The sequence below is a fragment of the Paenibacillus tyrphae genome, from assembly GCF_000722545.1.
GTDB lineage: Bacteria > Bacillota > Bacilli > Paenibacillales > NBRC-103111 > Paenibacillus_G > Paenibacillus_G tyrfis.
The window spans coordinates 62,548-85,816 of the sequence record NZ_JNVM01000012.1 but is presented as its reverse complement, the minus strand read 5'-3'; the positions used below and the strand labels follow the sequence as shown (position 1 = coordinate 85,816).

The following is a 23,269-nucleotide window of genomic DNA, read 5'->3' as shown; positions in this document are numbered from 1 at the left end:
TCGAGATCAAGAGAATACGCAGGTGAAATTGAGAAGAAGGGGGCGAGTAAGGTATAGTTTTGATAAAAGAGCAGCTAAGGCTGGAGAAAAGGGAGAGGACAGCACTTGATTACTCGTCGGCGGTACGAAAATTTGGACGGCAGCCAAAACCGCAAAAAGCTGGCCCACCTGCGCCAATGGCGCAAGGAGCGCAAAGCGAAAATTAAAGATTTGTCCTACCGCGTGCCACAGGCCGAATCGCGGCAGCTCGATTACTTGCGCAGCAACCGGACGCAGACGACGGTTACTTGGATCGGGCATTCGACGTTTTTGGTGCAGATGGGGGGCCAAAACCTGATTACCGACCCGGTATGGGCGACCCGAATGGGGCTGGAGAAGCGCCTTGCGCCGCCCGGCTTGCGGCTGGAGGAGCTTCCGCCGATCGACGCGGTGCTGCTGTCGCACAGTCATTACGACCACATGCACCTGCCGACGCTGCGTCAGCTCGCCCGGACCAACGCCGGGATGCAGCTGTTTGTCCCGGCCGGGCTGGGAGCCAAGCTGCGCTCCTGCGGGTTCGCGCACGTGACTGAAGCCAACTGGTGGGAGGAATTCCGGCTCGGGTCGCTGGAACTGCATTTTGTCCCGGCGCAGCATTGGACACGCCGTACATTGTTCGATATGAATACGTCGCATTGGGGCGGCTGGATTGTTCGGCCGACGAGTCATGGCGGGGAGCAGGACGCGATCTATTTTGCCGGGGATAGCGGCTATTTCCCGGGCTTCAAGCTGATCGGCGACCGCTTCCCGATCAAGTGGGCGCTGATGCCGATTGGCGCTTACGAGCCGGAATGGTTTATGTCCCAGCAGCATGTGAGCCCTGAGCAGGCGGTTCAGGCGTTTCTCGACTGCGGGGCCGAGCTGTTCGTGCCGATGCATTACGGCGCGTTCCGTCTCGCGGACGACACGCCGCGCGAGGCGCTCGACCGTTTGCTCGCAGAATGGGCGAGGCAGAAGCTTGAGCCGGAGCGGCTGCAGGTGCTGCATCACGGGGAGACGATGCGGCAATAGCCGGGCGAGGGCGGGAGGTGATGTGCCGCCCCGCGTCAGCGCCGAAATGAAAACGCATTCTTGACTTCAGGAGGCGCTGCCCGTTATTTTGGAGGTAGAAACGCGATCGAGGTGCCGCCATGCTCAATTATTTTATGAACCCGAAAAACGCCTTTTACCGTAAAAGCCTCGTTTTCGTCCTGCTGGTCGCCAGCGTGCCGGCCGCACTTCTGGCGTTCCTGACCTATTACGTCGGTGTCCGGCAAATCGAGCAGGAAGTGAACCGGACGCATGAGGTCCGGCTGGAGCAAACGGTGCTCCGAATGAACGACCAATTGAGCCAGCTCGAAAAGATGGTGACGATGTGGAAGTACAATCCGATGCTGCAGCCCCCGCTCGGCGATATGACGCTCGAATCGTTCCAGCAGGAAATCGTGTTCACACAGAAGCTGGCCCGGACGCTGCTCGTCATGAGCAACTCCAGCCCCCTAATCCGCGAAGTGCGCCTGTTCCTGCCCGATTCGTCCTTGTACGTCTCGGCGCTGAACAGTAAAGTGGCGATACCGATCGACAATCCCGAAGAAAATGAATTTTTTCGTTCGTTATTCCTGAAAGACATGGAGCAGTACTGGACCTTCTCCCAAGGGTCGCTCGCGCTCGTGCAGACGATTCCGGATCGGTCTCCCTTCGGGTATTTGCTCGTCCAGTTCAATGCGGCCGAGATGAACCGGCTGCTGCAAATGGACGGGGAGCTGCAGGGAGCGGCTTTTTTGCTGAAGACGAACGGGGATTGGCTTGATGCGAACGTGACCAAGGAACCGGACAAGCACCGGTTCGAGTATTTTCTCCGCGACGAAGTGGCGAAGGAGTCGGCTCAGGCGAAGTCGGGTTCGTTCTTCCGGGAGTGGAGCGGGGAGAAATACGCCGTTTCGTTCGGTACGCTGGAGAAGCACGGCTGGCAGTACGTCTCCGCCACTCCGGTTTCCAAGCTGACGCAGCCGGTCGTCAACACCTCCCGGGCGCTTCTGGCGATGGGCGGACTCGGGATCGCGGTCGCGGGCTTGATGTCGTGGATCGCTTCGCGAAGACTGGTCCGGCCCATTGCCCGGGTGGTTCAGCTGTTCCGGTCGGACAAGCACGGCTTGGGCGACTTGAAGGGGCAGGACGAGCTGGAGCTCATCGAACGGCAGTGGCTCCACTTGAACAGCCAGAGCAAGCAGCTGCACGAACGGGTCGAGCAGCATCTGCTTACGCTCAGGGAATTGTTCTTGTTCCAGCTCATGAACGACCACTTGTCCCATCTGAACGAGGAGGAGCTGTGGCACCGGATGGAGCAGTACGGGTGGGAGCTCAGTGACAAGACGTTCGTGCTCATAAATGTCCGGCTGCTCGGCTTCTCCAAATTGCAGGGCCGGTTCGGCGAAGGCGACGAGCAGCTCGTGACGTTTGCCGCGGCCAATGTGATCGGGGAGCTGGCGGAGAAGCGGTTCGAGCAGTTCGGTGTCGTGAACGAGCAGGAGCTGTCCGTCAGCCTGCTGCTGCTCGTGCCGAAGGATGAGGACATGGGCGACGTGCGGAAGCAGCTGCATGCGTTCAGCGAGGAGCTGATTCATTCGCTTCATGCGATTTTGCATATGAACCTGTTGGTCGGCTTGGCGAAGGAAACGGAGCTGCTGTCCGAGCTGCCGCGGGTATACGAACAGGTCGTCCGCTCGTTCGGCTACCGGAATTTGAACGAAATGAATCAAATTCTGGATTTGGAAAGCTTGGTGGTCCATGACGCCCCGATTCTGTACCCCTTCTCCGCGGAGAAGGAGATGATCCGCCATATGCGTTCCGGCGACCGGGAAGCGGTGGCAGGCGCGCTGGAGACGTTTATGAAGGAGCTGACGGAGCACGGTCAGACCGAGATGCAGGTCCGGCAGGGCATGAACCAACTGCTCGGAACGCTGCTGCATCATATGTTGCTGTCGGGGCTTAGCCCGCAACTCCTCTACCCGAATGTCGACTTGTACGAGCAATTGAACCGTCTGCGCGAGCCCGATGAGATGGCTTCTTGGTTTCATGCGAAGCTAAGCGCTTACATGGGGGCATTGTCGAGCACATTGAACGATACGCAGGACCGGCTCATGCAGGAAACGGTCGAGAAAGTGAAGCAGTCGCTGACGGAGGAGTACGCGCTTGATATTTCGCTAGAGACGTATTGCGACCGGTACGGCATCAGCTTGTCCAAGCTCAGTGTCGGGTTCAAGGAGACGACCGGCGTCAATTTCATCGACTATTTGACCAAGCTGCGTCTGGATAAGTCTAAGGAACTGCTGCTTTATTCGAACGAAAAAGTGAATGACATCGCCTATCGCGTCGGCTACCAGCCATCGTATTACTACCGCGTGTTCAAAAAGCACGAAGGAGTGACGCCGACCCGATACCGCGAAATGTTCCGGAGCGATACCCGTGAAGCTTAACCGCTTTGCGGGTTTTTTGCGCTGATCCGGCGGGATGTGCACTATTTTGCAGCCGACTGCACTTTTTTTACGGACGAAAAAGTCCACCTGCCGTAAAAGTTTACTGTTGCAACGGCTTTCGCAGAGCGGATATAGTCGAGCTACAGCACCAGACAAGCGAAGGAGGTTCGGACATGGAGCATGCGGTGTCGGACAAGCGGCTGTCCGTCAGGAAAGCGACTTTATTCAAAAAGCAGGCGTTTCGAAAGCACCTCTGGTTTTATATGCTGGCGGCCCCGGGCATTGCGTACTTTATCCTTTTTCATTATGTGCCGATGTGGGGCGTGCTCCTGGCGTTTCAGGATTACAGCCCGTACAAGGGTGTGCTGGGCAGCGAATGGGTTGGGTTCGAGCATTTCCGGCAATTTTTCTCGGAGCCGACGTTCTTTCAATTATTAAAAAACACGCTGCTGCTCAGCTTCTACAATTTGATTTTTTTCTTCCCCTTTACGATCGTATTATCTCTGCTGCTCAACGAGGTCCGGTTCAGCTTGTACAAACGGCTCGTACAGACGGTCGTCTATCTTCCGCACTTCGTATCCTGGGTCATCATCGTCGGCATCACGTTCATTTTTTTCGGGCCGTCCGGGGTGATCAACCACTACTTGGGCCAATGGCTTGATCAGAACGTTCCATTCCTGATGAGCAGCGAATGGTTCCGTCCCTTAATCGTCATGCAGCAAATATGGAAGGATGCCGGGTGGGGCACGATCATTTTTATGGCAGCGCTTGCAGGAATTAACCCCGAGCAGTACGAAGCGGCGACGGTCGACGGCGCGAACCGCTGGCACCGGATCTGGCATATTACGCTTCCGGGCATTCGAAGCACGATCATCGTGCTACTGATTTTGCGGCTCGGCTCGATCCTGGACTCGAACTTCATGCAGGTGTTCCTGATGTGGAACAATTTCAACGATGACGTATCGAACGTATTCGATCTGTATGTGTACAAAGTGGGGCTGCAGCGGTTCGAGTTCAGCTTCAGTATCGCCGTCGGTCTGTTCAATTCGGTCGTCGGACTCATTCTGATGCTGACGGCGAATTTCGTATCCAAGCTGTTTAAAGAAGAAGGCCTATTCTAGGAGGGGAACCATGGGACTGAGGCTGAGGCGCATTTCCGTCTTTGATGCCGTCAATATGTTGTTGCTGCTTGTGCTGTGCTTGGCTGTCGTCATCCCGTTCTGGTACATGCTGACCGTCTCGCTCAGTCCAGTTAGCGAATCGCTCGGCGGCCGGTTTTATTTGATCCCGGAGCAGCTGAATTTCGAGGCGTACCGCTATTTGTTCTCGACGGACCGTTTCGTGCGGAGCATCGGAAATACGGTCTACATTACGGTGGTCGGGACGGCCGTTAACCTGCTGGTGTCGATTACGCTCGCCTACGCGCTTTCCAAAAAAACGCTGCCCGGCCGAAAGCTCATGCTGCTGATGATGCTCTTTACGATGGTGTTCAGCGGCGGGCTTATTCCGAAATATTTGCTGATTAAGTCGATCGGGCTGCTGGACAGCTATTGGGCCTTGATTTTGCCGGGCGCGACGAATGCTTTTACCGTGCTGGTCATGAAGACGTTTTTTCAAAGCTTGCCGGAAAGCTTGGACGAAGCCGCCCGCATCGACGGGGCAGGGGAACCGCGCATTTTGCTCTCCGTGGTCATTCCGCTATCGATGCCGATCATCGCTACGTTTTCGCTGTTCTTTATGGTCGGACATTGGAACGAATTTTTCGGGGCGATCATTTATTTGAGCGACAACGCCAAATGGCCGATTCAAGTGCTGCTGCGCCTGATGGTCATCGCCGGTGAAGCTAACATTGCTTCCGAGAACAATCTGGATTTCGAGCTGGCCAGCAAGGTCGGCGACAATGTGAAGATGGCGGCCATTATCGTAGCGATGATTCCGATCGTCGTCGTCTATCCTTTCCTGCAGAAGCATTTTGCCAAAGGAGCCATGCTCGGCTCGATTAAAGAGTAACTATTCCAAGTCGATGAGAGGGGTTTTCTACGATGAAAACGAAACCGTGGCTCGCAGGGACATGCGTCACCATTCTGGCTCTGGGCAGCGTCGTTGGCTGTTCGTCCGGCGCCGGAACGAAAGAAGCGGGCAAGCCCGCAGCGGCTTCAAACGAACCGACGACGATCAAGGCGCTTGCGGTGCTGTCCGCCGGGGAGCCACCCGTGCTTGAGAACAGCCAAGCGCTCAAAGAGATCGAAAAGAAAGCCAACGTCAAGCTGAATCTCGAATTCGTGCCGGGCGACGTATATCCGGATAAAGTGAACATTGCCATCGCCTCGGGAAGCCAGTACGACCTCATTTTGCTGACGGACGGCAAGGACGAGAAGTACACGAAGCTCGTCAAGCAGGGAGCGTTTCACAACTTGACGGCGCTGGCGAAGGACATGCCGAATCTGCAAAAGATTCCTCAATACACATGGGACAACACGACGGTGAAAAATGAGATTTTCGGCATTCCGAGACCGCGCAGCACGCACGGCGGGGGCAATGCTAACTTCTTCCTACGCAAGGATTGGCTGGACAAATACAATTTGCAGGTGCCCAAAACGGTAGATGAGCTGACGAACGTACTCAAGGTGTTCAAAGAGAAAGACCCGGCTGGGGGCGGCAAGACGGTCCCGATGATCGCAGGTCCGTTCACGACGCCGTGGTTCGGATCGGTTAACCCGGTCGCTTTTGCCTTCGGCCTTCCGTACTCGTACAAAATCGAAGGGGATAAGCCGGTGGCTTATTTCCAAACGCCGGAATACAAGGCTTATCTCGATTGGCTTCGCATGGCGTACACCTCAGGGCTGATCGATAAGGACGCCCCGGTGCTGAAGACCGGTCAGGTGAAGGACAAGTTCAAGTCCGGCGTCGCCGGCGCGATGGTCGACAACGTCAGTATGATGAACGAGAACAACCTGGCGGTGATGCGAAAGACCGATCCGAAAGCGGAGCTGGTCGGGGTGCCTTATCTGGAAGGACCGGGCGGCAAAAAGGGCGTGCAGATGATCGAAGGCTATTACGGCATCTGGGTCGTTCCGACGAGCGTGGCGAAGGATAAAGTGAAGAAAATCGTCGAGTTCCTCAATTGGACCGCTTCCGATGAAGGTACGGAGATGGCGAAGGCGGGCATACCGGGCGTGCACTATACCAAGTACGACAAAGAGTCCGGCGCCGTGGAACGCAACGAGGAACAGAAGAAGCTGTACGACAAAGAAAAACCGATGCTGCTTGTGCTGCAGAACTCTTACGACAAATACATTTATGCGGATTCCCAGGTTCCCGAGATCAAGAAGGCGCAAAAAGAAGTGCTGGACGGCTTCGATCAAGTCGGCGTGCCGAACCCGTTCATCGCCTTCGTCTCCGAAACGGCCAGCAAAAATCCGGATCATCAGAAAAAGCTGTCGGCCGCCGCGGTCAACTATGTAATGGGCACCGGCAATTGGGAAGCTGTGCAGGCGGAAATCGAGGCTTGGAGCAAAGGCTTGGGTGCCCAGATCATGAAAGAGTACATGGACCAATATAACGAAAGCAAAAAGAAATAAGTAAGCCCGTCGTGCTTCGGCATGGGCGTAAGGCAGTCCGGGGACGGATGTTCTCCGTCCTCCGGCTTGCCGCTTAGGGAGGAGGGAAAGCGATGGATGGAATAGGCACGCCGGCATGGACGCAGTGCCTCCGAGCCCGGATGCAGGATTGCGATTGGGTGAAGCGGGGCGTGGAACAGTGGAAAGCGCGGTTAATCGCTCAAGTGAACCAGCCTCCGGACATTCCGCTGCTCGGCGGGGGCTGGAGCCATCGCTACATCTGCCCCGATGACGGCTCTGCGCTTGTGCGCGTGGACCGGCATCATCACGAATGTCCGTGCTGCCTCCGCGTCTGGAGCGGGTCCCCGTGGGACGAAGCGGCCATGGCTGAGGAGCATAACCGCTTCGCACAGGACGCCCGGCTGGCCGCTGTGGTGTACGCGGCGTCGGGTGAGGCTGCGTACGCGCAGTGGGCGAAAACCGTGCTGCTGTTTTACGCCCGGCATTACGACCGCTTCCCGCTTCACGATATTTTCGGCAAGGTGGGCGAGGAGGCCGGCAAGTACGGGGCTAAAGTCCAAAACCAGACGCTGTCCGAAGCTAGCTGGATTTATCCGCTAGCCCAAGCGTGCACGATCTTGCGCCATGCTTCAATACTGAGCGCGGGGGAGCTGGATGAAATTGAGGAACGTTTGTTCCGTCCGGTAGTCCGGGTCATCGACCGCAATCCGAGGGACCGCTCCAACTGGCAGACGTACCACAATGCGGCGCTGGCGGCGATCGCCGAAGCGCTCGGCGATCTCGCCCTATTGAAGCGAGCGCTGGATGACGAAGCGAACGGATTCCATTTCCAGATGGAAAGCGGCGTCGGCGAAGACGGGTTCTGGTTCGAAGGCGCATGGAGCTACCATTTCTATACGCTTGAAGCGCAGGCGGTGATCGCTTGGGCCGCTATGGGGTTCGGCGAGAAGCTGTACGAGCATCCGAGGCTGCGTGCGATGTTTGATATTCCGCTCAAGGCGATGCTGCCGGACGGCACGTTTCCCGCCCTTCACGACTCCAAGGTCGTCGATATTCGGTCTTACGCACATTTGTATGAATGGGCGTATGCGTTTTACGGCATCGGAGAAGAGATTGTGCGGAGCAGCGATCGCGGTTCTTTGTACGGCGTGTTGTTTGGAGCGCCGTTGGAGACGTTGCCGTTGCCGTTGTCTGAGGCGGAGCTTTCGATGAAAGGGTGCGCTGGGGAGACAGGTGCAGCAGGCGAGGCCGCTGCGATTACGGTATTGAGCAAGCCCGGGATGGTCAGCGTGACATGCGGCGCAGGTGAAGAGGCGCAGGCGCTTCTCGTCGATTACGGGGAGCATGGCGATTGGCATGGACATTATGACAAGCTGAATCTGCTGTATTATGCAAGGGGCCGCAGTTGGCTGGCCGACGCGGGCATGGTTCCGTACGGACACAAGCTGCACAAGGCTTGGTACGTGCATACCGTGGCGCACAACACGGTGACGGTCAACGGCCGCTCCCAGCAGGAGGCTTGCGGCCGGCTGCGCAAGGCGGTGAGCGATTCCGGCATCATCCGGGTCGAGGCCGAAGCGGAGGACGCTTACGAAGGCGTCCGGCTGAACCGGCGGCTGACACTGGCCGGCGGGCTGCTGGTGGACGTATTCCGGGTGACCGCGGGCGAGCCTTCGACCGTAGACTGGGTGATGCATACGCAGGGAAACCCAGTCGAAGCGCTGCCCGTTCGGTATACCGCTGATTTGGCGGAATCGCTGTCGGATACGGACGGCTACCCGCATTTACGGCAGGTGAGGCGTCTCGAAGGTCTGCAGGACGATTGGATGCTCGAATGGAGCTGGAACGGAGAAGACGGGGAAGACGAGCGGCTGCAGGTTTACGGCTTGGCCGAGCCGTGGGGCGCCAGCGTCTATTTGGCCGAATCGCCGTTCATGCCCCCCGTTCAAGTCCGCAGCGCCTGCATTCGCAGGGTGCCGTCGTGCATCCGCACGGCGTTTGTTACCGTCTTCCGGGCTTGCCGGAAAGGCGATGCTCCGCTCTCGCTCCGGCTGATCGGCGATCCGTCGGACAGCGAGGGTCTATTGCTGGAAGTTAGGGACGGAGAGCAGGGCGAGACGATGCTGTGGACCGTATGAGCCGTTTCATTTGTTTGCGAGGATAAAAGGTTTACGTCATAAAAATTTCGCTGGATTAACGCACGGGAACGGAAACGCAAGAAGAATGGGGAGGCTGCCATGAAACAAGTCGTCGACGAAGGGCTGAAAGCCCGGCATCGCTACGCGGAACCGCCTGCGGCGCGGCGGGACGATTGGGAGCGCGCCGTACAATACGTGCTGGCGCAAATCGACCGCAATCTAGGGACGTTCGCGCTGCAATTTCCGTCGCCTGCAAGCGAGGGGAACGTGTACAAGCCGATCGGCAATACCGAGTGGACGTCCTCTTTTTGGACGGGAATGCTGTGGCTGGCCTACGAGATGACCGGTCATGACCGTTACCGCCGGGCGGCGGAAGCGCAGCTCGACAGCTACCGGGAGCGGATCGAGCGAAAAATCGCAACCGAGACGCACGATCTCGGATTCTTGTACTCGCTATCCTGCGTAGCGGCCTATAAATTGACCGGAAACGAACAGGCCAAGGACACGGCGCTTCAAGCCGCCGATTTGCTGATCGGACGTTATTTTGAGAAGGCGGGCATCATTCAGGCGTGGGGCAATTTAAACCAGCCGAACCAGCGCGGGCGGATGATTATCGATTGCCTTATGAATTTACCCTTGCTGTACTGGGCAACGGAGACGACGGGCAATCCGGAATACCGCCGGATCGCCATCAATCACGCCGCACAAGCGGCGGCGCACATCATTCGCGAAGATGCTTCAAGCTATCATACGTTCTACATGGACGTGGATACGGGACAGCCGAAATACGGCAAAACGTCGCAAGGCTTCTCCGACGATTCGTGCTGGTCGCGCGGGCAGGCGTGGGCCATTTATGGTTTTCCGCTCAGCTACAACTATACGCGGGATGATTCGTATCTCGCTATCGCGCAAAAGACGGCCAACTACTTTTTAAACCGGTTGCCCGACGATTCGGTGTGTTATTGGGATCTGATCTTTACGGACGGGCCGGAGGAGCGGGACAGCTCGGCAGCGGCCATCGCCGCTTGCGGCTTGCTCGAAGTGGCCAAGCATCTGCCATTGTCTAACGAATACAAGCGAGCCTACGAGAATGCCGCTTTGGGGATGCTGGACTCGCTGGCGCGGCGGTATACGACGGCCGGGGTTCCGCATTCGAACGGCATCCTGCTTCATGCGGTCTACGGTAAGCCTTTGGGCAATGGGATCGACGAATGCTGCATCTGGGGCGACTATTACTATTTCGAAGGGCTTGTTCGGGTGTTGAAAGACTGGAATATATATTGGTAGAAGCGAGAGGTAGATGCGCGATGACGGTGACAAGCGATGAGGACAAAATCAAATGGTGGAAGGATGCCAAATTCGGCATGTTTATCCACTGGGGCTTGTATGCGGCTTTGGGCCGGGGCGAGTGGGTCATGTACGAATTGAACATTCCGGTTCGCGATTACGAGCGGCTCGCGGAGACGTTCAATCCCGTTCGCTTCAACGCCAAGACATGGGTAGGGCTGGCCAAAGCGGCGGGCATGAAATATATCGTCATCACAGCGAAGCATCATGACGGGTTCGCCATGTTCCGTTCGCAGGCGGAGCCGTTCAACATCACGGACGCTACGCCGTTCAGGCGCGACCCGATGCGGGAGCTGACCGAAGAATGCCGCGAGCAAGGCATTGTGCTGTGCTTCTATTATTCCCACGTCATTGATTGGCATCATCCGCATGCCGTGCACAACAAATATAACAACGTGTGGGACTATGATACGGACTCGAAGCATTTTCCGACATATTGGAACGGGCTGGCGAAGCCTCAAATCCGGGAGCTGCTTACCCAATACGGACCTGTCGGTCTGCTATGGTTCGATACGGCGGGCGGGCTGTCAAAAGAAGATAGCGAGGAGCTCGTGGAGCTTGTGCGAAGCCTCCAGCCGGACTGCTTGATCAACAGCCGGGTCAGTCATTACCCAGGCATGGGGGACTACCAATCGAAGGGCGATAACGAAATTCCGATGTATGGTGAAGACTCCCGCGCGTGGGAGACGCCGATGACGTTGAACCAATCGTGGGGCTTCAGCACGAAGGACCAGATCTGGAAACAGCCGGAAGCCATCATCCGGAAGCTGGTTCATATTGTGAGCAAGGGAGGCAACCTCCTGCTCAACGTCGGGCCGGACGCCGGAGGGCTTATCCCGCAATTATCCGCCGAAAGGCTGCGCGAGGTGGGCGCTTGGCTGAGCGTTTATGGGGAAGCGGTGTACGGCGCGGCGGCCAGTCCTTTTCCGTACGAGATGGAATGGGGCTCTGTTACCGTGAAGCCTAGCCGCGTCTACCTACATCTGACAAGCGACGACTGGCAGAGAGAATTGCGCTTGTACGGGCTCAAAAACAAAGTGAAACAAGCTTATGTGCTAAGCGATCCAAGCCGAACGCCGCTTGAGACCGCACAAAGCTACGATGCCGGGCTCGATCACCACACGCTGGCGATCAGACTGCCGGACAAGCCGGCCAACGATTGCATGACGGTTATCGCCGTAGACATCGAAGGGGAGCTTTCCGTCGATACGCGTTTGAGCCAGCAGCCGTCCGGTCATGTGAAGCTGGAGTGGGCAAACGGCCGCATCGATGCGGATGCGAAAACAGTAGAGTGGAGCTTTCAAATCATAGCTCCAGGCACATTTGATCTTGAGCTTGTTTGTTTTCAGAAGGATGGCGCTTCATGGGAAGAGGCGTTTCGGGAAGGCGTCGAGGCGGCTTCCGGGAACCGGCGGTTCACGGCGCAGCCGAAGCCGGATCAAGTGATCAAAAATTCCACGGCCTGCCAGCATCCGTACAGCGAAGTCCGTTCGCATCTGGGAACGATCGTCTTCGACCAGCCGGGCACGTGCACGCTCTCGCTTTGCTCTGCGCTAATCCGTCCCAAATCCGGATTTACGGAAATATGGCAGGCCGATCCGGTGAAGCTGCGGGCCGTGAAGCTGGTTAAGCGGCAGTAGCTTGCCGTTATGAAAAAGGTGTTTTTTTGAAGGCATGCCATTTGGAGGCTTATATATGAAGCCGCTTACTGCGATACTGATCGGTTCAACAAGCCTTGCATTATTCGAGCAGATGGTAAAAAGGCCAAGCCTCCGGTGGTTATCCGTAGGCTTGGCCTTTTGTCGTTCAGGCATTCTCATTGCGTCGGGCCATCTGCTGCCAGACCGATCCGACGGCCGCTTGGCCGCCTTCGATGCGTTCCAGCGCCATGCGCACCTGCATCCGCACTTCAAATTCCGGGTCGTCCTGTGCCGCTCGCAGGGATTGAATCACTCCTTCGTCGCCTACTTCATAGAGGAAGCGGGCTGCCCGCCAGCGCACCAGCTTATTGGAATCCTGCAAAGCCCCGATCATCGCATCCTGTGCTGCAGGGTCCCCGATATCCGAGAGTGTGTCTCCTGCAGTCCGGCGGACGGAAGAGGAAGAGTCTCGCAAAGCACGGTACAGGTAGGGAAGCACATGCGGTTCTTTCAAATCTCCCAAATAGACGGTAGCTAAGCGCCTAACCGTCGAACGTTCGTCCTCCAGACCTTTGAGCAGCAGCGGCAGCGTTTCCTCGGAGGGCTTGATCTGCTCCAGTGCCGCATATCGCTGCTTCCAATCCGGGTCCTGAAGCCTTCGCTCGGTTTCTTCGTAGCTCAGCGTCGTACGGCCGGAAGCTGCCAGCTCCTTTACGTCGCCTTGAGCCGGCCCCTGTTCGGCTTGGGCAATCAACCGTTCGAGCTGTTCGTCGCTGTAGGCGGCGTCCAGCTCCTGAACCACTTCGTCCAAGACGTCTTGAAGCTCGCCGTAGCGCGTATCCCAATCGTCCAAGGAACGCTCTTTGATCAGGTTCGGCGCGGCTGCCGCCCCGCGGATGGCGGCGTCGCTAAACCGTTGAGGCAGGGCGGCCCGCCGTTCTTCCACGCCATTCGTTACCCGGACCTGCAGCGGAATGCCGCGAAAATGCTGCAGGAGTACCTTGACTTCGCCGAATGTCGCATCGGTTGTTTCCGCGGAGCTATCCGGGGAAGCGGGCTTTTGGGCGGCTGCATCCGCCTGGTTCTGCGCTGCGCCGGACGGGACGACACCCAGAATGTCCCGGACTTCGGCGAGAATGTGCTGCCAATCGCCCTTGGCTGTCCGATCCAAGGCGATAAAATCCGCCGCGCGGTACAAGCTTTTGACGCCATCAATGGCGAGCAGTTGCCGAAGCTTAGGATCTGCCAGTTGGCCGGCTTGCTCGCGGCTGAACGTTTCGCGGACGTCTTTGGGCAAGGAAGTATCCAAATTGATTTTCATGGTATTCGGGCTGGGCGTCGGTTCGATCGAGAGAATAGGCATGGTCATACCTCCTGTCTGCCTGGTTGTTGGGATTTTGATGCTTTCCGTGCGGCCGGGATTATGGCTGCGCCGCGAGGTACCGTTCTTGGATGACTCGAACTTGGTGAAGCTCGTGCCCCGCGATAATGTAGGCCAGGGCTCGCACGGATGTATTACAGCCTGCCGCCGTTCCTTGGCGCAGCCAGACTTCCGGACGCAAGCCCGCAAGCAGGGTCAGCGTCGCCTGCCGGACTGCCGTGAATTCTTCCAACAGAGAAGTAAGCGGCAGGTCATCGAATTTTGCACCGGAAACGTAGAGATGCTCGTCCATGGAAGGGAACGTGGTCTGATCCCCACGCGCGATGCACAGCAAGCGGTAGCTTAAGACCCGCTCGGTATCCGTGATGTGGCCGAGCACTTCTTTCAGACTCCATTTGCCTTCGGCATAACGAACGAGGGTTTGTTCCCCGGTTAGCGAGTGGAGCAGCTCGGTCGTCGCTTTCAGTTGGGTACGGAGCAGTTCCTGAATATCCCCATCGGGAACCTGTGCAATATACTCCTGATAATGCGCTCCATATTCTATCGTTTCGGGTCTGTTCATTCGTTCGGCTTCTCTCCTCCGGTTGAATAAAAAGGACCGACGCTCTCGAAAGAGCAGGCCGGTCTCTTGTCTGCATTAGCTTGGGAGTTACTCTTAATCCAGGTCAAGCAAATTGCGGTGCAGGTAGTTGTCGTCCAACGCTTTGGTCAGATCAAAGACGGTGTGTGCCAGATCCAAATTTTCGAACGTGTGCTCACAGGAGTCTTTATACGCCATTTCTTCCTCGTAATGGGACATATAGCGGTCGATCAGCTCGGGGGAATCCCCGCGCTCCTTCTCGCGACGCTTGACCGTATCCCGATCGGCGTAAATGAAGATTCGCACGATACGATCGCCGTACAGGGACTTCAGGGTCTCCGCGCCTTGACGGTTCAAAATCAAGTAGACGGCTCCGTGCTTTTGGACCATATCGGCTACGTCGGATTCTTTAACCCCGTACCGGTTCCCGTCCAATTCGATCACTTCGATGAACTCCCGGTTTGTTTCGGCTTCCTCAAATTGCTTCCGAGCGACGAAATGGTAATCTTGCCCGTCGACCTCCGAAGAGCGGGGAGGGCGGGTCGTGTACGAAATTACCTGTTTGATGCCGAGCGTGCTGCCGGACATCTGAGCGACGGTTCGGCGACCGGCCCCGTTCGGACCCGTGAATACAAAAATGAGTTCCTTGTCTTTCAGTTCGTACATAGAAACCCTCCTTCATTTGGGAAGTGCAGTTCCTTGCCGAGTGCTACCCTTTATTTTACATGGTTTCTCAGACGAGGTAAAGATGCTCTTGAAAGCGTTTCAGCGCTTCCGCTGCTTCCCGCTTCCGCCGCCCCGGCGCCCGCGCGCTGCGCCAGCGTTCGCATCCGCGCCGCTGCGCCGCCCACGCGCTGCGCCTGCTGCCGCGTCCGCGCCGCTGCGCCGCCCACGCGCTGCGCCCGCTGCCGCGTCCGCGTCGCCGCCCCGGCGTCCGCGCGCTGCGCCCGCCGCCGCGTCCGCGCCGCTGCGCCGCCCACGCGCTGCGCCAGCGCTCGCGTCCGCACCGCCGCGTCGCCCGCGCGCTGCGCCTGCAGCCGCGTCCGCGCCGCCGCGTCGCCCGCGCGCTGCGCCTGCTGCCGCGTCCGCGCCGCTGCGCCGCCCGCGCGCTGCGCCAGCGCTCGCGTCCGCGCCGCTGCGCCGCCCGCGCGCTGCGCCCGCCGCCGCATCCGCGCCGCTGCGCCGCCCGCGCGCTGCGCCTGCAGCCGCGTCCGCGCCGCCGCGCCGCCCGCGCGCTGGGCCCGCAGCCGCGTCCGCGCCGCCGCGCCGCCCGCGCGTTGGGCCCGCTGCCGCGTCCGCGCCGCCGCGCCGCCCGCGCGTTGCGCCTGCAGCCGCGTCCGCTGCGCTGCGCCGCCCACGCGTTGCGCCCGCTGTCGCATCCGCGCCGCTGCGCCGTCCGCGCGTGGCGCCAGCGCTCGCATCCGCGCCGCCTCTGCGTCCGCGTGCCGTGCCCTCACCCGCGTCGCCGTGCTCCGCCGCCGCTTTGCCCGGCCGCTTCGCGATCGTCGCTTTAATGCCCCGCTCGATCTGCTCCAGGTACATCGCATCCCGCGGCGCGGCGAACGTAAACGCTTTGCCAGTCTGGCCTGCGCGTCCCGTCCGCCCGATGCGGTGAATATAGCTTTCGGCATCATGCGGGATGTCGTAGTTGAACACGTGCGTGATGCCTTCGACGTCGAGCCCGCGCGCCGCGATATCGGTCGCTACGAGCAGCTGGATTTTGGCCTCGCGAAACCGCTTCATGACCTGCTCGCGCTTCGCCTGGGTCAAGTCTCCGTGCAGCTCGTCGCACGAATACCCGCGTTCCTCCAGCTCGTTCATCAGCTTGCTCGCTCGAAGCTTCGTACGGCAAAAAATCATCGCCAGATACGGATTTTCTTGATCGATCAATTTACAGAGCGTTTCCAGCTTTCCGCGGTCCGTGGTCTGAATCACGACCTGCTCGATTTCGTCCAGCGTCACGCGTTTCGATTTCACTTCGATTTCAACCGGCTGCCGCATATACTCTTTAGCCAGCTGACGGATGCGCGGAGGCATCGTAGCCGAGAACAGCAGCGTCTGCCTGCGGCTTGGGGTCACCGAAATAATTTCCACGACCTCCGGCAAGAAGCCCATGTGCAGCATTTGATCCGCTTCATCCAACACGAGAACGGACAGCTTATGAAGCTGCACCGTTTCCCGACGTAAATGATCGAGGAGCCGTCCAGGCGTCGCTACAATAATATGTATATTTCCTTCCAGCTTGCGGATCTGGCGCTCGACATCCTGCCCTCCATAAGCGGACAGCACGCGCAAGCCTTTGAGCGGAGCCCAGCGCTTGATTTCTTCCGTAATTTGAATGGCAAGCTCGCGGGTCGGGGTAACGATCAGCGCCTGCACGTTTGGGTTGGCGGGATTGACGTTTTCCAGAATCGGCAGCGCAAAAGCCAGCGTTTTGCCCGTACCGGTCTGCGCTTGAGCGATGATGTCGTGGCCGGCTAGAGCAACCGGGATCGCCTCGCTTTGGATCGGCGTCGGCTCGTTATATCCATGTTTCTGCATAGCCTCGGCCAAATCGCTTCCGATTCCGAGCAGGGCAAAATTATTTTTCTTCATTATATTATCTCCCCGTAATTCGAATTATTCTTCTAAGAGAACCTTCAATTATAAAAGCAATTCTACAGGAACCGGCGGCAAAAAGAAACTGCACGGGGCTGAAAAAGCCGGGTGCAGCAGCCTTGCGCCAATGCGATGGCGGGACCCCGGCTCAATACTCGCGGCCGTTCCCTTCCGCTTGATTCGGAACCGTAACGTCCGTTCCGAACGTCCGATCCATCATTTCCGTGAATTGAGCATGATACGGCTCCAGACTTCTTCCGCTCCAGCTGTCCTGCGCCATCTTGTTGAACGCGTTGACGACGATACGGTTCGCCGAAATATAGACGTCATGTACCGTCGGCTGATTCAGACGGATTTTTTCTGCAATCTTCTGCTTGAACAAATGCGACAAATGCTCGTGGTGCATCTCCGTTTCCCCGCCGCTGCCTCTGCTGATCAACTGGTCGGACGGGGCGTAATCGCTTTGATCGTCGTACGTGCTGTACAGCCCTTTTACCAAGCCGTAGTTATTCGTTTCCGTTCCTTTGCCTTCGCCCCCCCGCGTTCCGCTGGCGGTGCTATCCATCGTGATGGCGACATAGGCGGTGTTATCGCCCATCATGACGATCGCGCTGCTGACCCCGTCCATAGCGGCCACCTGATCGGACAAATGCTGATTCATCTCCAGTTTGGTTACTTTGTGGGATACGGGGGCATACTGCTGCTGAGTTTGATAAGCGCGCGACGTGTCCTGCCTTGGCATATCTCGCTTGCTGCCGTAATTCTGGGCGCTGTTGTAATCGTACCATGAAAAACAGCCGGTCATCGTCATGGCGAGGCCCAAGGCCGCTGCCGATCCGATCCATCGGAAATAACGCATCATGAGTGCCCTCCTTTGAAAATCTCCTTCTTAGGATTGATTATCGGGAAGGATTTATGCGCAGGAAAGCGAGGTCCAAATGATGCATAAAACCACCGCTATATGGAAATAACCAAGTAGAGGCGAAAACGCTTAAACCCTAGCCAATAAAGAGTTCCGAACAATTTGTGAACTTCTTCAGATTCATTGACAAAAAACGGGTCCGAATTTATAGTTAATATGGTGATTAGGTTCATTGACAAGTTATGACCTATTTTGATCGAAAAATATTTGCTTTATAAGGTGGGATTGATTAAGATGATTCGATGGCAAAATCTGTGGCGATTCATCCCTCTTTTTGGGTTGATGATGTTGCTGTTAACGGGGTGTGGAGACCAGACGATTTCCGCCTTAAAGCCAAGGGGACCGGTCGCCAGAGATCAGCTATTCCTGATGAAGCTCAGCTTCGGGATCATGCTTCTGGTTGTCGTGGTCGTTTTTGTAATTTATTTGTATGTCTTGGTCCGCTTCAGAAAGAAAAAAGGCGACAAAGACATCATCCCGAAGCAGGTGGAAGGCAGCCACACACTGGAGATTATTTGGACGGTTATTCCGATCGTATTGCTCCTCATTTTGGCCGTTCCTACCGTACAGTACACCTTTAAGCTTTTGGAAGACCACAGAGACAACAAAGATGCGGTGCACGTTAAAGTGACGGCTCACGCCTTCTGGTGGCAATTCGAATATCCGGAATTGGGGATCGCAACAGCTCAAGACTTAGTCATTCCGACAAACAAAAAGATCGCCTTCGAATTAACCGCTTCCGATGTGAAGCACTCCTTCTGGGTTCCGTCGCTCGGCGGTAAAATGGACACGAACCCCGGAAACACCAACGTGTATTACTTGCAAGCAGACGAAGTGGACGTCTTCAAAGGAAAGTGCGCGGAGCTTTGCGGCGCCTCTCACTCCCTGATGGACTTTAAAGTGAAATCGATGGATCAAGCCGATTTCGATCAATGGGTCACCAAAATGAAAACGCCTGCTTCCGTTCCGGCCGACGCGCAAAAAGGTGAACAGATCTTCAAAGACAACTGTTTGTCCTGTCACGCGGTTAACGCACAGGGACTCGGCGCGGGTCCGAACTTGAACGGCTTTGCTTCCCGTGAGCTCGTTGCTGGCATTTTGCCGCACAACGATGAAAGTTTGAAGCAGTGGATTTCCGATCCTCAATCGGTGAAACCAGGCAACAAAATGCCTAAAGTTGGATTGAAGGACGACCAAATCAATGATGTAATCAAATACTTGAATTCGTTGAAGTTAAAGTAACGAGCATCGCGGAAAAAGGAGGTTTATACGGTGGCTCACGGACACACGGCAAAACGGTACACTGGGCTGATGGATTGGCTTACCACGGTGGACCATAAAAAGATCGGAATTTTATATTTGATCGCGGGCGGGATCTTCTTTCTGATGGGCGGCATTGAGGCCATCTTGATCCGGATTCAGCTGCTTTATCCCGATCAGAAAATCTTCATCGGAGATACGTTTAACCAATTGACAACCATGCACGGTACGACGATGATCTTCCTTGCGGCGATGCCGGTCATCTTCTGTTTTATGAATGCGATCGTACCGCTTCAGATCGGAGCCCGCGACGTAGCGTTCCCGTTCGTGAACGCACTGGGCTTCTGGTTGTTCTTCTTCGGCGGCTTGCTGTTGAACACCTCGTGGTTTCTCGGCGGCGCGCCGGCAGCGGGCTGGACGGCTTACCCGCCGCTTGCAGGCATCATTGACCCATCCGGCGTATTCAAGGGCGTAGACTTCTACGTTCTCGGCTTGCAGATTGCAGGTCTCGGTACGCTGATCGGGGGGATTAACTTCCTCGTCACGATCATCAACATGCGTGCACCTGGCATGACTTACATGAGAATGCCAATGTTTACTTGGGCCGCGTTCATTACTTCTTTGCTCATTCTTTTCGCTTTCCCGGCCATTACGGTAGGGCTTGTCGAATTGATGTTCGACCGGATTTTTAGCGGCGCTTTCTTCGATGTGGCGAAGGGCGGTAACCCGGTACTTTGGGAACACCTTTTCTGGATTTTCGGGCACCCCGAAGTTTACATCTTGATTTTGCCGGCGTTCGGTATCATTTCGGATATCGTGTCGACGTTCTCGAAAAAGCGTTTGTTCGGATATAGCTCCATGGTATTCGCAACGGCTCTTATCGGATTTTTAGGCTTCATGGTATGGGCTCACCATATGTTTACGACAGGGATCGGTCCTGTCGGGGATGCGATCTTCGGGGTCGCTACGATGGCGATTGCGATACCGACCGGGGTTAAAATCTTCAACTGGCTGTTTACGCTGTGGGGCGGTCAAATCCGCTTTACGACGGCTAACATTTTTGCAACGGCATTTATTCCGACGTTCGTTATGGGTGGTGTCACCGGGGTTATGCTTGCCGTACCGGCAGCTGACTTCCAATATCACGATACGTACTTCGTCGTAGCTCACTTCCACTACGTTATCGTCGGCGGTCTTGTCCTCGCGTTGTTCGCAGCTTCGTACTACTGGTGGCCGAAAATGTTCGGCCGCATGCTGAACGAGACGCTTGGTAAAATTCATTTCTGGACTTTCTTTATCGGGTTCCATATGACGTTCTTCCCGCAGCACTTCTTGGGCTTGATGGGGATGCCGCGCCGCGTGTTTACGTATCAGCCGGGCGTCGGGCTTGAACAAGGGAACTTTATCAGTACCATCGGCGCGTTCCTGATGGGGATCGGTACGATCGTCTTCCTGATCAACTGTTTCTCTTCGTTGAGAAAACCGATATCGGCCCCGGCAGATCCGTGGGATGCTCGTACGCTGGAATGGACGATTCCTTCGCCGCCGCCGGAGTACAACTTCAAGCAAACTCCGCTTGTTCGCGGATATGATGCATTCTGGAAAGAAAAAATGGCAGGCAACAAAGAAATGACGCCGGCCGAACCTATCGGTTCGATTCACATGCCGTCGCCTTCGATTCTGCCGTTCCTGATGTCCGTCGGCTTGTTCATCGCAGGGTACGGATTTATGTATCACACATATATTGTCAGCATCCTCGGTATCGGCATGACGTTAATTTGCATGTTCTTCCGTTCGGTGTATGATGATCACGGTTTCCATATCGAGCCGGAGGAGTTAAACGATAAGGGGGCGAAGGCATGAGTGCAGCACATCATGAAGCGGGCGGCGCTTTGCCACCTCACGCCGAAACGGCAACATTAGAAGGCAAAAATAAAGTTATGGGCTTCTGGCTGTTCCTTGGCGGCGAGTGCGTACTGTTCGGTTCGCTCTTCGCCTCCTACATCGCGCTTCGCAACCAAGTGCCGGACGGCCCGACAGCTCAGCATTTGTTCTCGCTCGACTTGGTCGGTATATCGACGTTCATCCTGCTTACCAGTTCGTTGACCAGCGTGTTCGCCACGATGGCACTGCATCGCAACCAGTTCCAAAAGCTTCAAGCTTGGATGGCCGTTACCGTCTTGCTCGGCCTCGCCTTCTTGGGCCTTGAAATTTACGAGTTCGTACACTACGTCAATGAAGGTCATACATTCTCGAAAAGCGCGTTCGCTACTTCCTTCTATACGTTGGTAGGCTTTCACGGCGCTCACGTTGCTTTCGGTGTTCTGTGGATTTCGCTTTTGATCATCAGCGGCTTCAAAAAAGGCTTGACTGTAGTTACGGCGCCCAAATATTACGTTGCCGGCTTATACTGGCACTTTATCGACGTCATTTGGGTATTCATCTTCACGGTCGTATACCTGATGGGGAAGGTGGGTCCATAAATGAGCAACCAACACCATTCGTCGTCTGCCGGTGATCGTCATCGTTTGGAAGGTCCGAAGAATCACTACTTATCGTACATTATCTCCATCGTACTCACGATGCTGGCATTTGCCGTCGTGCTGTACGGCGGGTTGGACCGTTCGTTTATCTTGTTCTTTATCGTCGGCTTGGCGATTGTTCAGATTATATTTCAATTGGCTTACTGGATGCACATGAAAGATCGGGGGCACTTATTCCCGATTATGGGATTGGCATTCGGCGCGTTTATCGCATTAACCGCGGTCATCATGGCCGTATATTGGGTTTGGTGGTAGGATAGAGGAGAGAGGAGGCTGCGTACGTAAGCCCCTCTCTTTTGCGTAACGACAAACATTTTCACCGTTTCGACACAATTCCCGGCGCAAAAACCGGGTTGGGAAAGGAGTATAATCGTCTTGGACCCTACGATGTCCCATGGAGGGCATGAAACCGGCCCTACGTTCGCTGCATTATGGAGCCCCGGTTTTTTGCTGCTGTTGATTGTTGTCGGTGTATTATACACGCTCGCGGTAGGCCGCTGGCGTAAAGACTTTGCGGATAGCGAGCCCGTCGAATTGAAGCAAAAGATGTGGTTCTGGTCCGGACTGGCTTTATGGTACGCGGCGGAAGGCAGTCCGCTTTCCTATTACGGCCATCACTACTATTTCAGCGTTCATATGTTCCAGCAGTCCATTTTGTACTTGGTCATGCCGCCGTGTTTGCTGCTCGGACTGCCAGGGTGGCTGCTGCGTCCCGCGTTGAAAGGTCAGATGACCAAACGGATCGTGCGTTTCCTGACGAATCCGCTGCTATCGCTGTTCGTTTTTAACTTCATCTTCTCCATGTATCATATTCCGATGATCATGGATGCCTTGATGGCCAACGCCGCAGCGTTGTTCATCTATAAAATCTTTTTCCTGCTGGCCGCGTTCCAAATGTGGTTCCCGGTATTTTGCCCGCTGCCGGAGTACAACACGTTGTCCGAGTTGAAGCGGATGGCATACATTTTCGTGAACGGGATTTTGCTGACGCCGGCCTGTGCTTTGATTATTTTCGCCAATGATCCAATGTATGCGATGTACTCAGCCGTTCCGGAGCAGCTGTTGCTGCTGCCGATGCTCGACGATCAGCAGCTTGGCGGCGTCATCATGAAGATCGTGCAGGAGATTGTGTACGGCATGGCTTTGGGCTATACCTTTTTCCGTTGGTATCGGCGGGAGCGCAAGCAGGAAGACGAGCTGCCCGATGAGCCTTATTTTCCGGCAGGGAGCGCCAATCGGGCCTAATTGCAAGGTGGAATGTTTATTGCAAAGTGAACGGGTGGGGTACACGTGAAAATAGCGATTTTGCCAACGATTAGTACGTCTTTTATTGTGATAAGCGCCGTCTTTGTCGCGTTTGGCTGGTACCACATTGTGAAGGGGAACCGGGAAACGCACCAAAAGCTGATGCTCTGGGGCTCGGGATTTGCGCTGGCATTCTTTCTGATTTATGCCAGCCGGACGATCTTTATCGGCAACACGTCTTTCGGCGGACCGGAGAATTTGAAGCTGGCCTATCACTTGTTTTTGTTTTTCCATATTACGCTCGCAACGCTCGCAGGTGTTTTCGGCATTGTAACGCTGCTGCACGCGTTCAATAAGAAGTTTGCCAAGCACCGCAAAATCGGCCGCTGGACGGCGGTCATGTGGCTGCTGACGGCGCCAACCGGTGTGGCCGTGTACATTCTGCTCTATCTGTTGTACCCGGGCGGGGATACGAAGCCGATGATTGATGCGATTTTAGGGTTGTAGGACGTTCTACACTAAAGGGAGGCTGTCTGTCCG

Annotated in this window: 19 protein-coding genes; 14 read left to right on the top strand and 5 right to left on the bottom strand. The window is 56.2% G+C overall.

The window, feature by feature from the left end:
• The first annotated feature begins 105 nt into the window (after positions 1-105).
• From ET33_RS15955 to ET33_RS15920, 8 genes are all read left to right on the top strand, one after another.
• Positions 106-1,050 carry an MBL fold metallo-hydrolase gene (locus tag ET33_RS15955; RefSeq protein WP_081890340.1) on the top strand — a complete coding sequence of 315 codons (945 nt, stop codon included), beginning with the start codon at positions 106-108 and terminating at the stop codon, positions 1,048-1,050.
• Positions 1,051-1,169: 119 nt separating this feature from the next.
• The gene (locus ET33_RS15950; RefSeq protein ID WP_036683433.1) at positions 1,170-3,494 is read left to right on the top strand and encodes an AraC family transcriptional regulator; all 2,325 of its coding nucleotides are present in this window, start codon (positions 1,170-1,172) and stop codon (positions 3,492-3,494) included.
• A 173-nt stretch (positions 3,495-3,667) separates the two neighbouring features.
• Positions 3,668-4,615 (top strand): ABC transporter permease, encoded by a 948-nt coding sequence (locus ET33_RS15945; protein WP_036683430.1) that lies wholly within the window; start codon positions 3,668-3,670, stop codon positions 4,613-4,615.
• Positions 4,616-4,625: 10 nt separating this feature from the next.
• Positions 4,626-5,504: a carbohydrate ABC transporter permease gene (locus ET33_RS15940; RefSeq protein ID WP_036683427.1), complete on the top strand. Its 879-nt coding sequence runs from the start codon at positions 4,626-4,628 to the stop codon at positions 5,502-5,504.
• A gap of 32 nt (positions 5,505-5,536) precedes the next feature.
• Entirely contained in the window at positions 5,537-7,075 is a 1,539-nt protein-coding gene (locus ET33_RS36435) for an extracellular solute-binding protein (protein ID WP_051775369.1), read from the top strand.
• Positions 7,076-7,167: 92 nt separating this feature from the next.
• Entirely contained in the window at positions 7,168-9,213 is a 2,046-nt protein-coding gene (locus ET33_RS15930; protein ID WP_036683422.1) for a heparinase II/III domain-containing protein, read from the top strand.
• 99 nt (positions 9,214-9,312) lie between these two features.
• Complete coding sequence (locus tag ET33_RS15925) at positions 9,313-10,500, top strand: glycoside hydrolase family 88 protein (protein WP_036683419.1); 1,188 nt, start codon at positions 9,313-9,315, stop codon at positions 10,498-10,500.
• A 20-nt stretch (positions 10,501-10,520) separates the two neighbouring features.
• Positions 10,521-12,200, top strand: coding sequence for an alpha-L-fucosidase (locus ET33_RS15920; protein ID WP_036683417.1), 1,680 nt, complete (start codon positions 10,521-10,523; stop codon positions 12,198-12,200).
• A 166-nt stretch (positions 12,201-12,366) separates the two neighbouring features.
• On the opposite strand, the gene ET33_RS15915 is transcribed toward ET33_RS15920, so the two are convergent.
• The 5 genes from ET33_RS15915 to ET33_RS15895 form a co-directional block, all read right to left on the bottom strand.
• Entirely contained in the window at positions 12,367-13,563 is a 1,197-nt protein-coding gene (locus ET33_RS15915; RefSeq protein WP_036683415.1) for a virulence factor, read from the bottom strand.
• A 58-nt stretch (positions 13,564-13,621) separates the two neighbouring features.
• The gene (locus tag ET33_RS15910) at positions 13,622-14,143 is read right to left on the bottom strand and encodes a DinB family protein (RefSeq protein ID WP_036683411.1); all 522 of its coding nucleotides are present in this window, start codon (positions 14,141-14,143) and stop codon (positions 13,622-13,624) included.
• Between the two features lie 93 nt (positions 14,144-14,236).
• Positions 14,237-14,827 (bottom strand): guanylate kinase, encoded by a 591-nt coding sequence (locus ET33_RS15905; RefSeq protein WP_036683408.1) that lies wholly within the window; start codon positions 14,825-14,827, stop codon positions 14,237-14,239.
• Positions 14,828-14,926: 99 nt separating this feature from the next.
• Positions 14,927-16,756, bottom strand: a complete 1,830-nt coding sequence (locus tag ET33_RS15900) for a DEAD/DEAH box helicase (RefSeq protein WP_036683405.1) — start codon at positions 16,754-16,756, stop codon at positions 14,927-14,929.
• A 151-nt stretch (positions 16,757-16,907) separates the two neighbouring features.
• Positions 16,908-17,621: a YhcN/YlaJ family sporulation lipoprotein gene (locus ET33_RS15895; protein ID WP_036683401.1), complete on the bottom strand. Its 714-nt coding sequence runs from the start codon at positions 17,619-17,621 to the stop codon at positions 16,908-16,910.
• Between the two features lie 294 nt (positions 17,622-17,915).
• Here ET33_RS15895 and coxB point away from each other — a divergent pair, with 294 nt between their 5' ends.
• From coxB to ET33_RS15865, 6 genes are all read left to right on the top strand, one after another.
• Complete coding sequence (gene coxB, locus ET33_RS15890) at positions 17,916-18,923, top strand: cytochrome c oxidase subunit II (RefSeq protein WP_036683397.1); 1,008 nt, start codon at positions 17,916-17,918, stop codon at positions 18,921-18,923.
• A gap of 69 nt (positions 18,924-18,992) precedes the next feature.
• Entirely contained in the window at positions 18,993-20,804 is a 1,812-nt protein-coding gene (ctaD, locus tag ET33_RS15885; protein ID WP_051775387.1) for a cytochrome c oxidase subunit I, read from the top strand.
• Positions 20,801-21,424 carry a cytochrome (ubi)quinol oxidase subunit III gene (locus tag ET33_RS15880; RefSeq protein ID WP_036683390.1) on the top strand — a complete coding sequence of 208 codons (624 nt, stop codon included), beginning with the start codon at positions 20,801-20,803 and terminating at the stop codon, positions 21,422-21,424. Before ctaD ends, ET33_RS15880 begins: the two co-directional genes overlap by 4 nt.
• Entirely contained in the window at positions 21,425-21,739 is a 315-nt protein-coding gene (locus ET33_RS15875; RefSeq protein ID WP_036683386.1) for a cytochrome C oxidase subunit IV family protein, read from the top strand. It begins immediately after the preceding gene.
• Between the two features lie 120 nt (positions 21,740-21,859).
• On the top strand, positions 21,860-22,729 hold the full coding sequence (locus ET33_RS15870) for a cytochrome c oxidase assembly protein (protein ID WP_152570646.1): 870 nt from the start codon (positions 21,860-21,862) through the stop codon (positions 22,727-22,729).
• A gap of 45 nt (positions 22,730-22,774) precedes the next feature.
• Positions 22,775-23,236 (top strand): DUF420 domain-containing protein, encoded by a 462-nt coding sequence (locus tag ET33_RS15865; protein ID WP_036683382.1) that lies wholly within the window; start codon positions 22,775-22,777, stop codon positions 23,234-23,236.
• Positions 23,237-23,269 lie beyond the last annotated feature (33 nt).

What these genes read in the sequence shown, in the direction of transcription:
- ET33_RS15950 (WP_036683433.1), top strand. Translation starts at nt 1,170, where the DNA reads ATGCTCAATTATTTTATGAACCCGAAAAACGCCTTTTACCGTAAAAGC.
- ET33_RS36435 (WP_051775369.1), top strand. Translation starts at nt 5,537, where the DNA reads ATGAAAACGAAACCGTGGCTCGCAGGGACATGCGTCACCATTCTGGCT.
- ET33_RS15895 (WP_036683401.1), bottom strand. Translation starts at nt 17,621, where the DNA reads ATGATGCGTTATTTCCGATGGATCGGATCGGCAGCGGCCTTGGGCCTC.
- ET33_RS15905 (WP_036683408.1), bottom strand. Translation starts at nt 14,827, where the DNA reads ATGTACGAACTGAAAGACAAGGAACTCATTTTTGTATTCACGGGTCCG.
- ET33_RS15875 (WP_036683386.1), top strand. Translation starts at nt 21,425, where the DNA reads ATGAGCAACCAACACCATTCGTCGTCTGCCGGTGATCGTCATCGTTTG.
- ET33_RS15915 (WP_036683415.1), bottom strand. Translation starts at nt 13,563, where the DNA reads ATGCCTATTCTCTCGATCGAACCGACGCCCAGCCCGAATACCATGAAA.
- ET33_RS15920 (WP_036683417.1), top strand. Translation starts at nt 10,521, where the DNA reads ATGACGGTGACAAGCGATGAGGACAAAATCAAATGGTGGAAGGATGCC.
- ET33_RS15925 (WP_036683419.1), top strand. Translation starts at nt 9,313, where the DNA reads ATGAAACAAGTCGTCGACGAAGGGCTGAAAGCCCGGCATCGCTACGCG.
- coxB (WP_036683397.1), top strand. Translation starts at nt 17,916, where the DNA reads ATGATTCGATGGCAAAATCTGTGGCGATTCATCCCTCTTTTTGGGTTG.
- ET33_RS15945 (WP_036683430.1), top strand. Translation starts at nt 3,668, where the DNA reads ATGGAGCATGCGGTGTCGGACAAGCGGCTGTCCGTCAGGAAAGCGACT.
- ET33_RS15930 (WP_036683422.1), top strand. Translation starts at nt 7,168, where the DNA reads ATGGATGGAATAGGCACGCCGGCATGGACGCAGTGCCTCCGAGCCCGG.
- ctaD (WP_051775387.1), top strand. Translation starts at nt 18,993, where the DNA reads ATGGATTGGCTTACCACGGTGGACCATAAAAAGATCGGAATTTTATAT.
- ET33_RS15910 (WP_036683411.1), bottom strand. Translation starts at nt 14,143, where the DNA reads ATGAACAGACCCGAAACGATAGAATATGGAGCGCATTATCAGGAGTAT.
- ET33_RS15940 (WP_036683427.1), top strand. Translation starts at nt 4,626, where the DNA reads ATGGGACTGAGGCTGAGGCGCATTTCCGTCTTTGATGCCGTCAATATG.
- ET33_RS15900 (WP_036683405.1), bottom strand. Translation starts at nt 16,756, where the DNA reads ATGAAGAAAAATAATTTTGCCCTGCTCGGAATCGGAAGCGATTTGGCC.
- ET33_RS15880 (WP_036683390.1), top strand. Translation starts at nt 20,801, where the DNA reads ATGAGTGCAGCACATCATGAAGCGGGCGGCGCTTTGCCACCTCACGCC.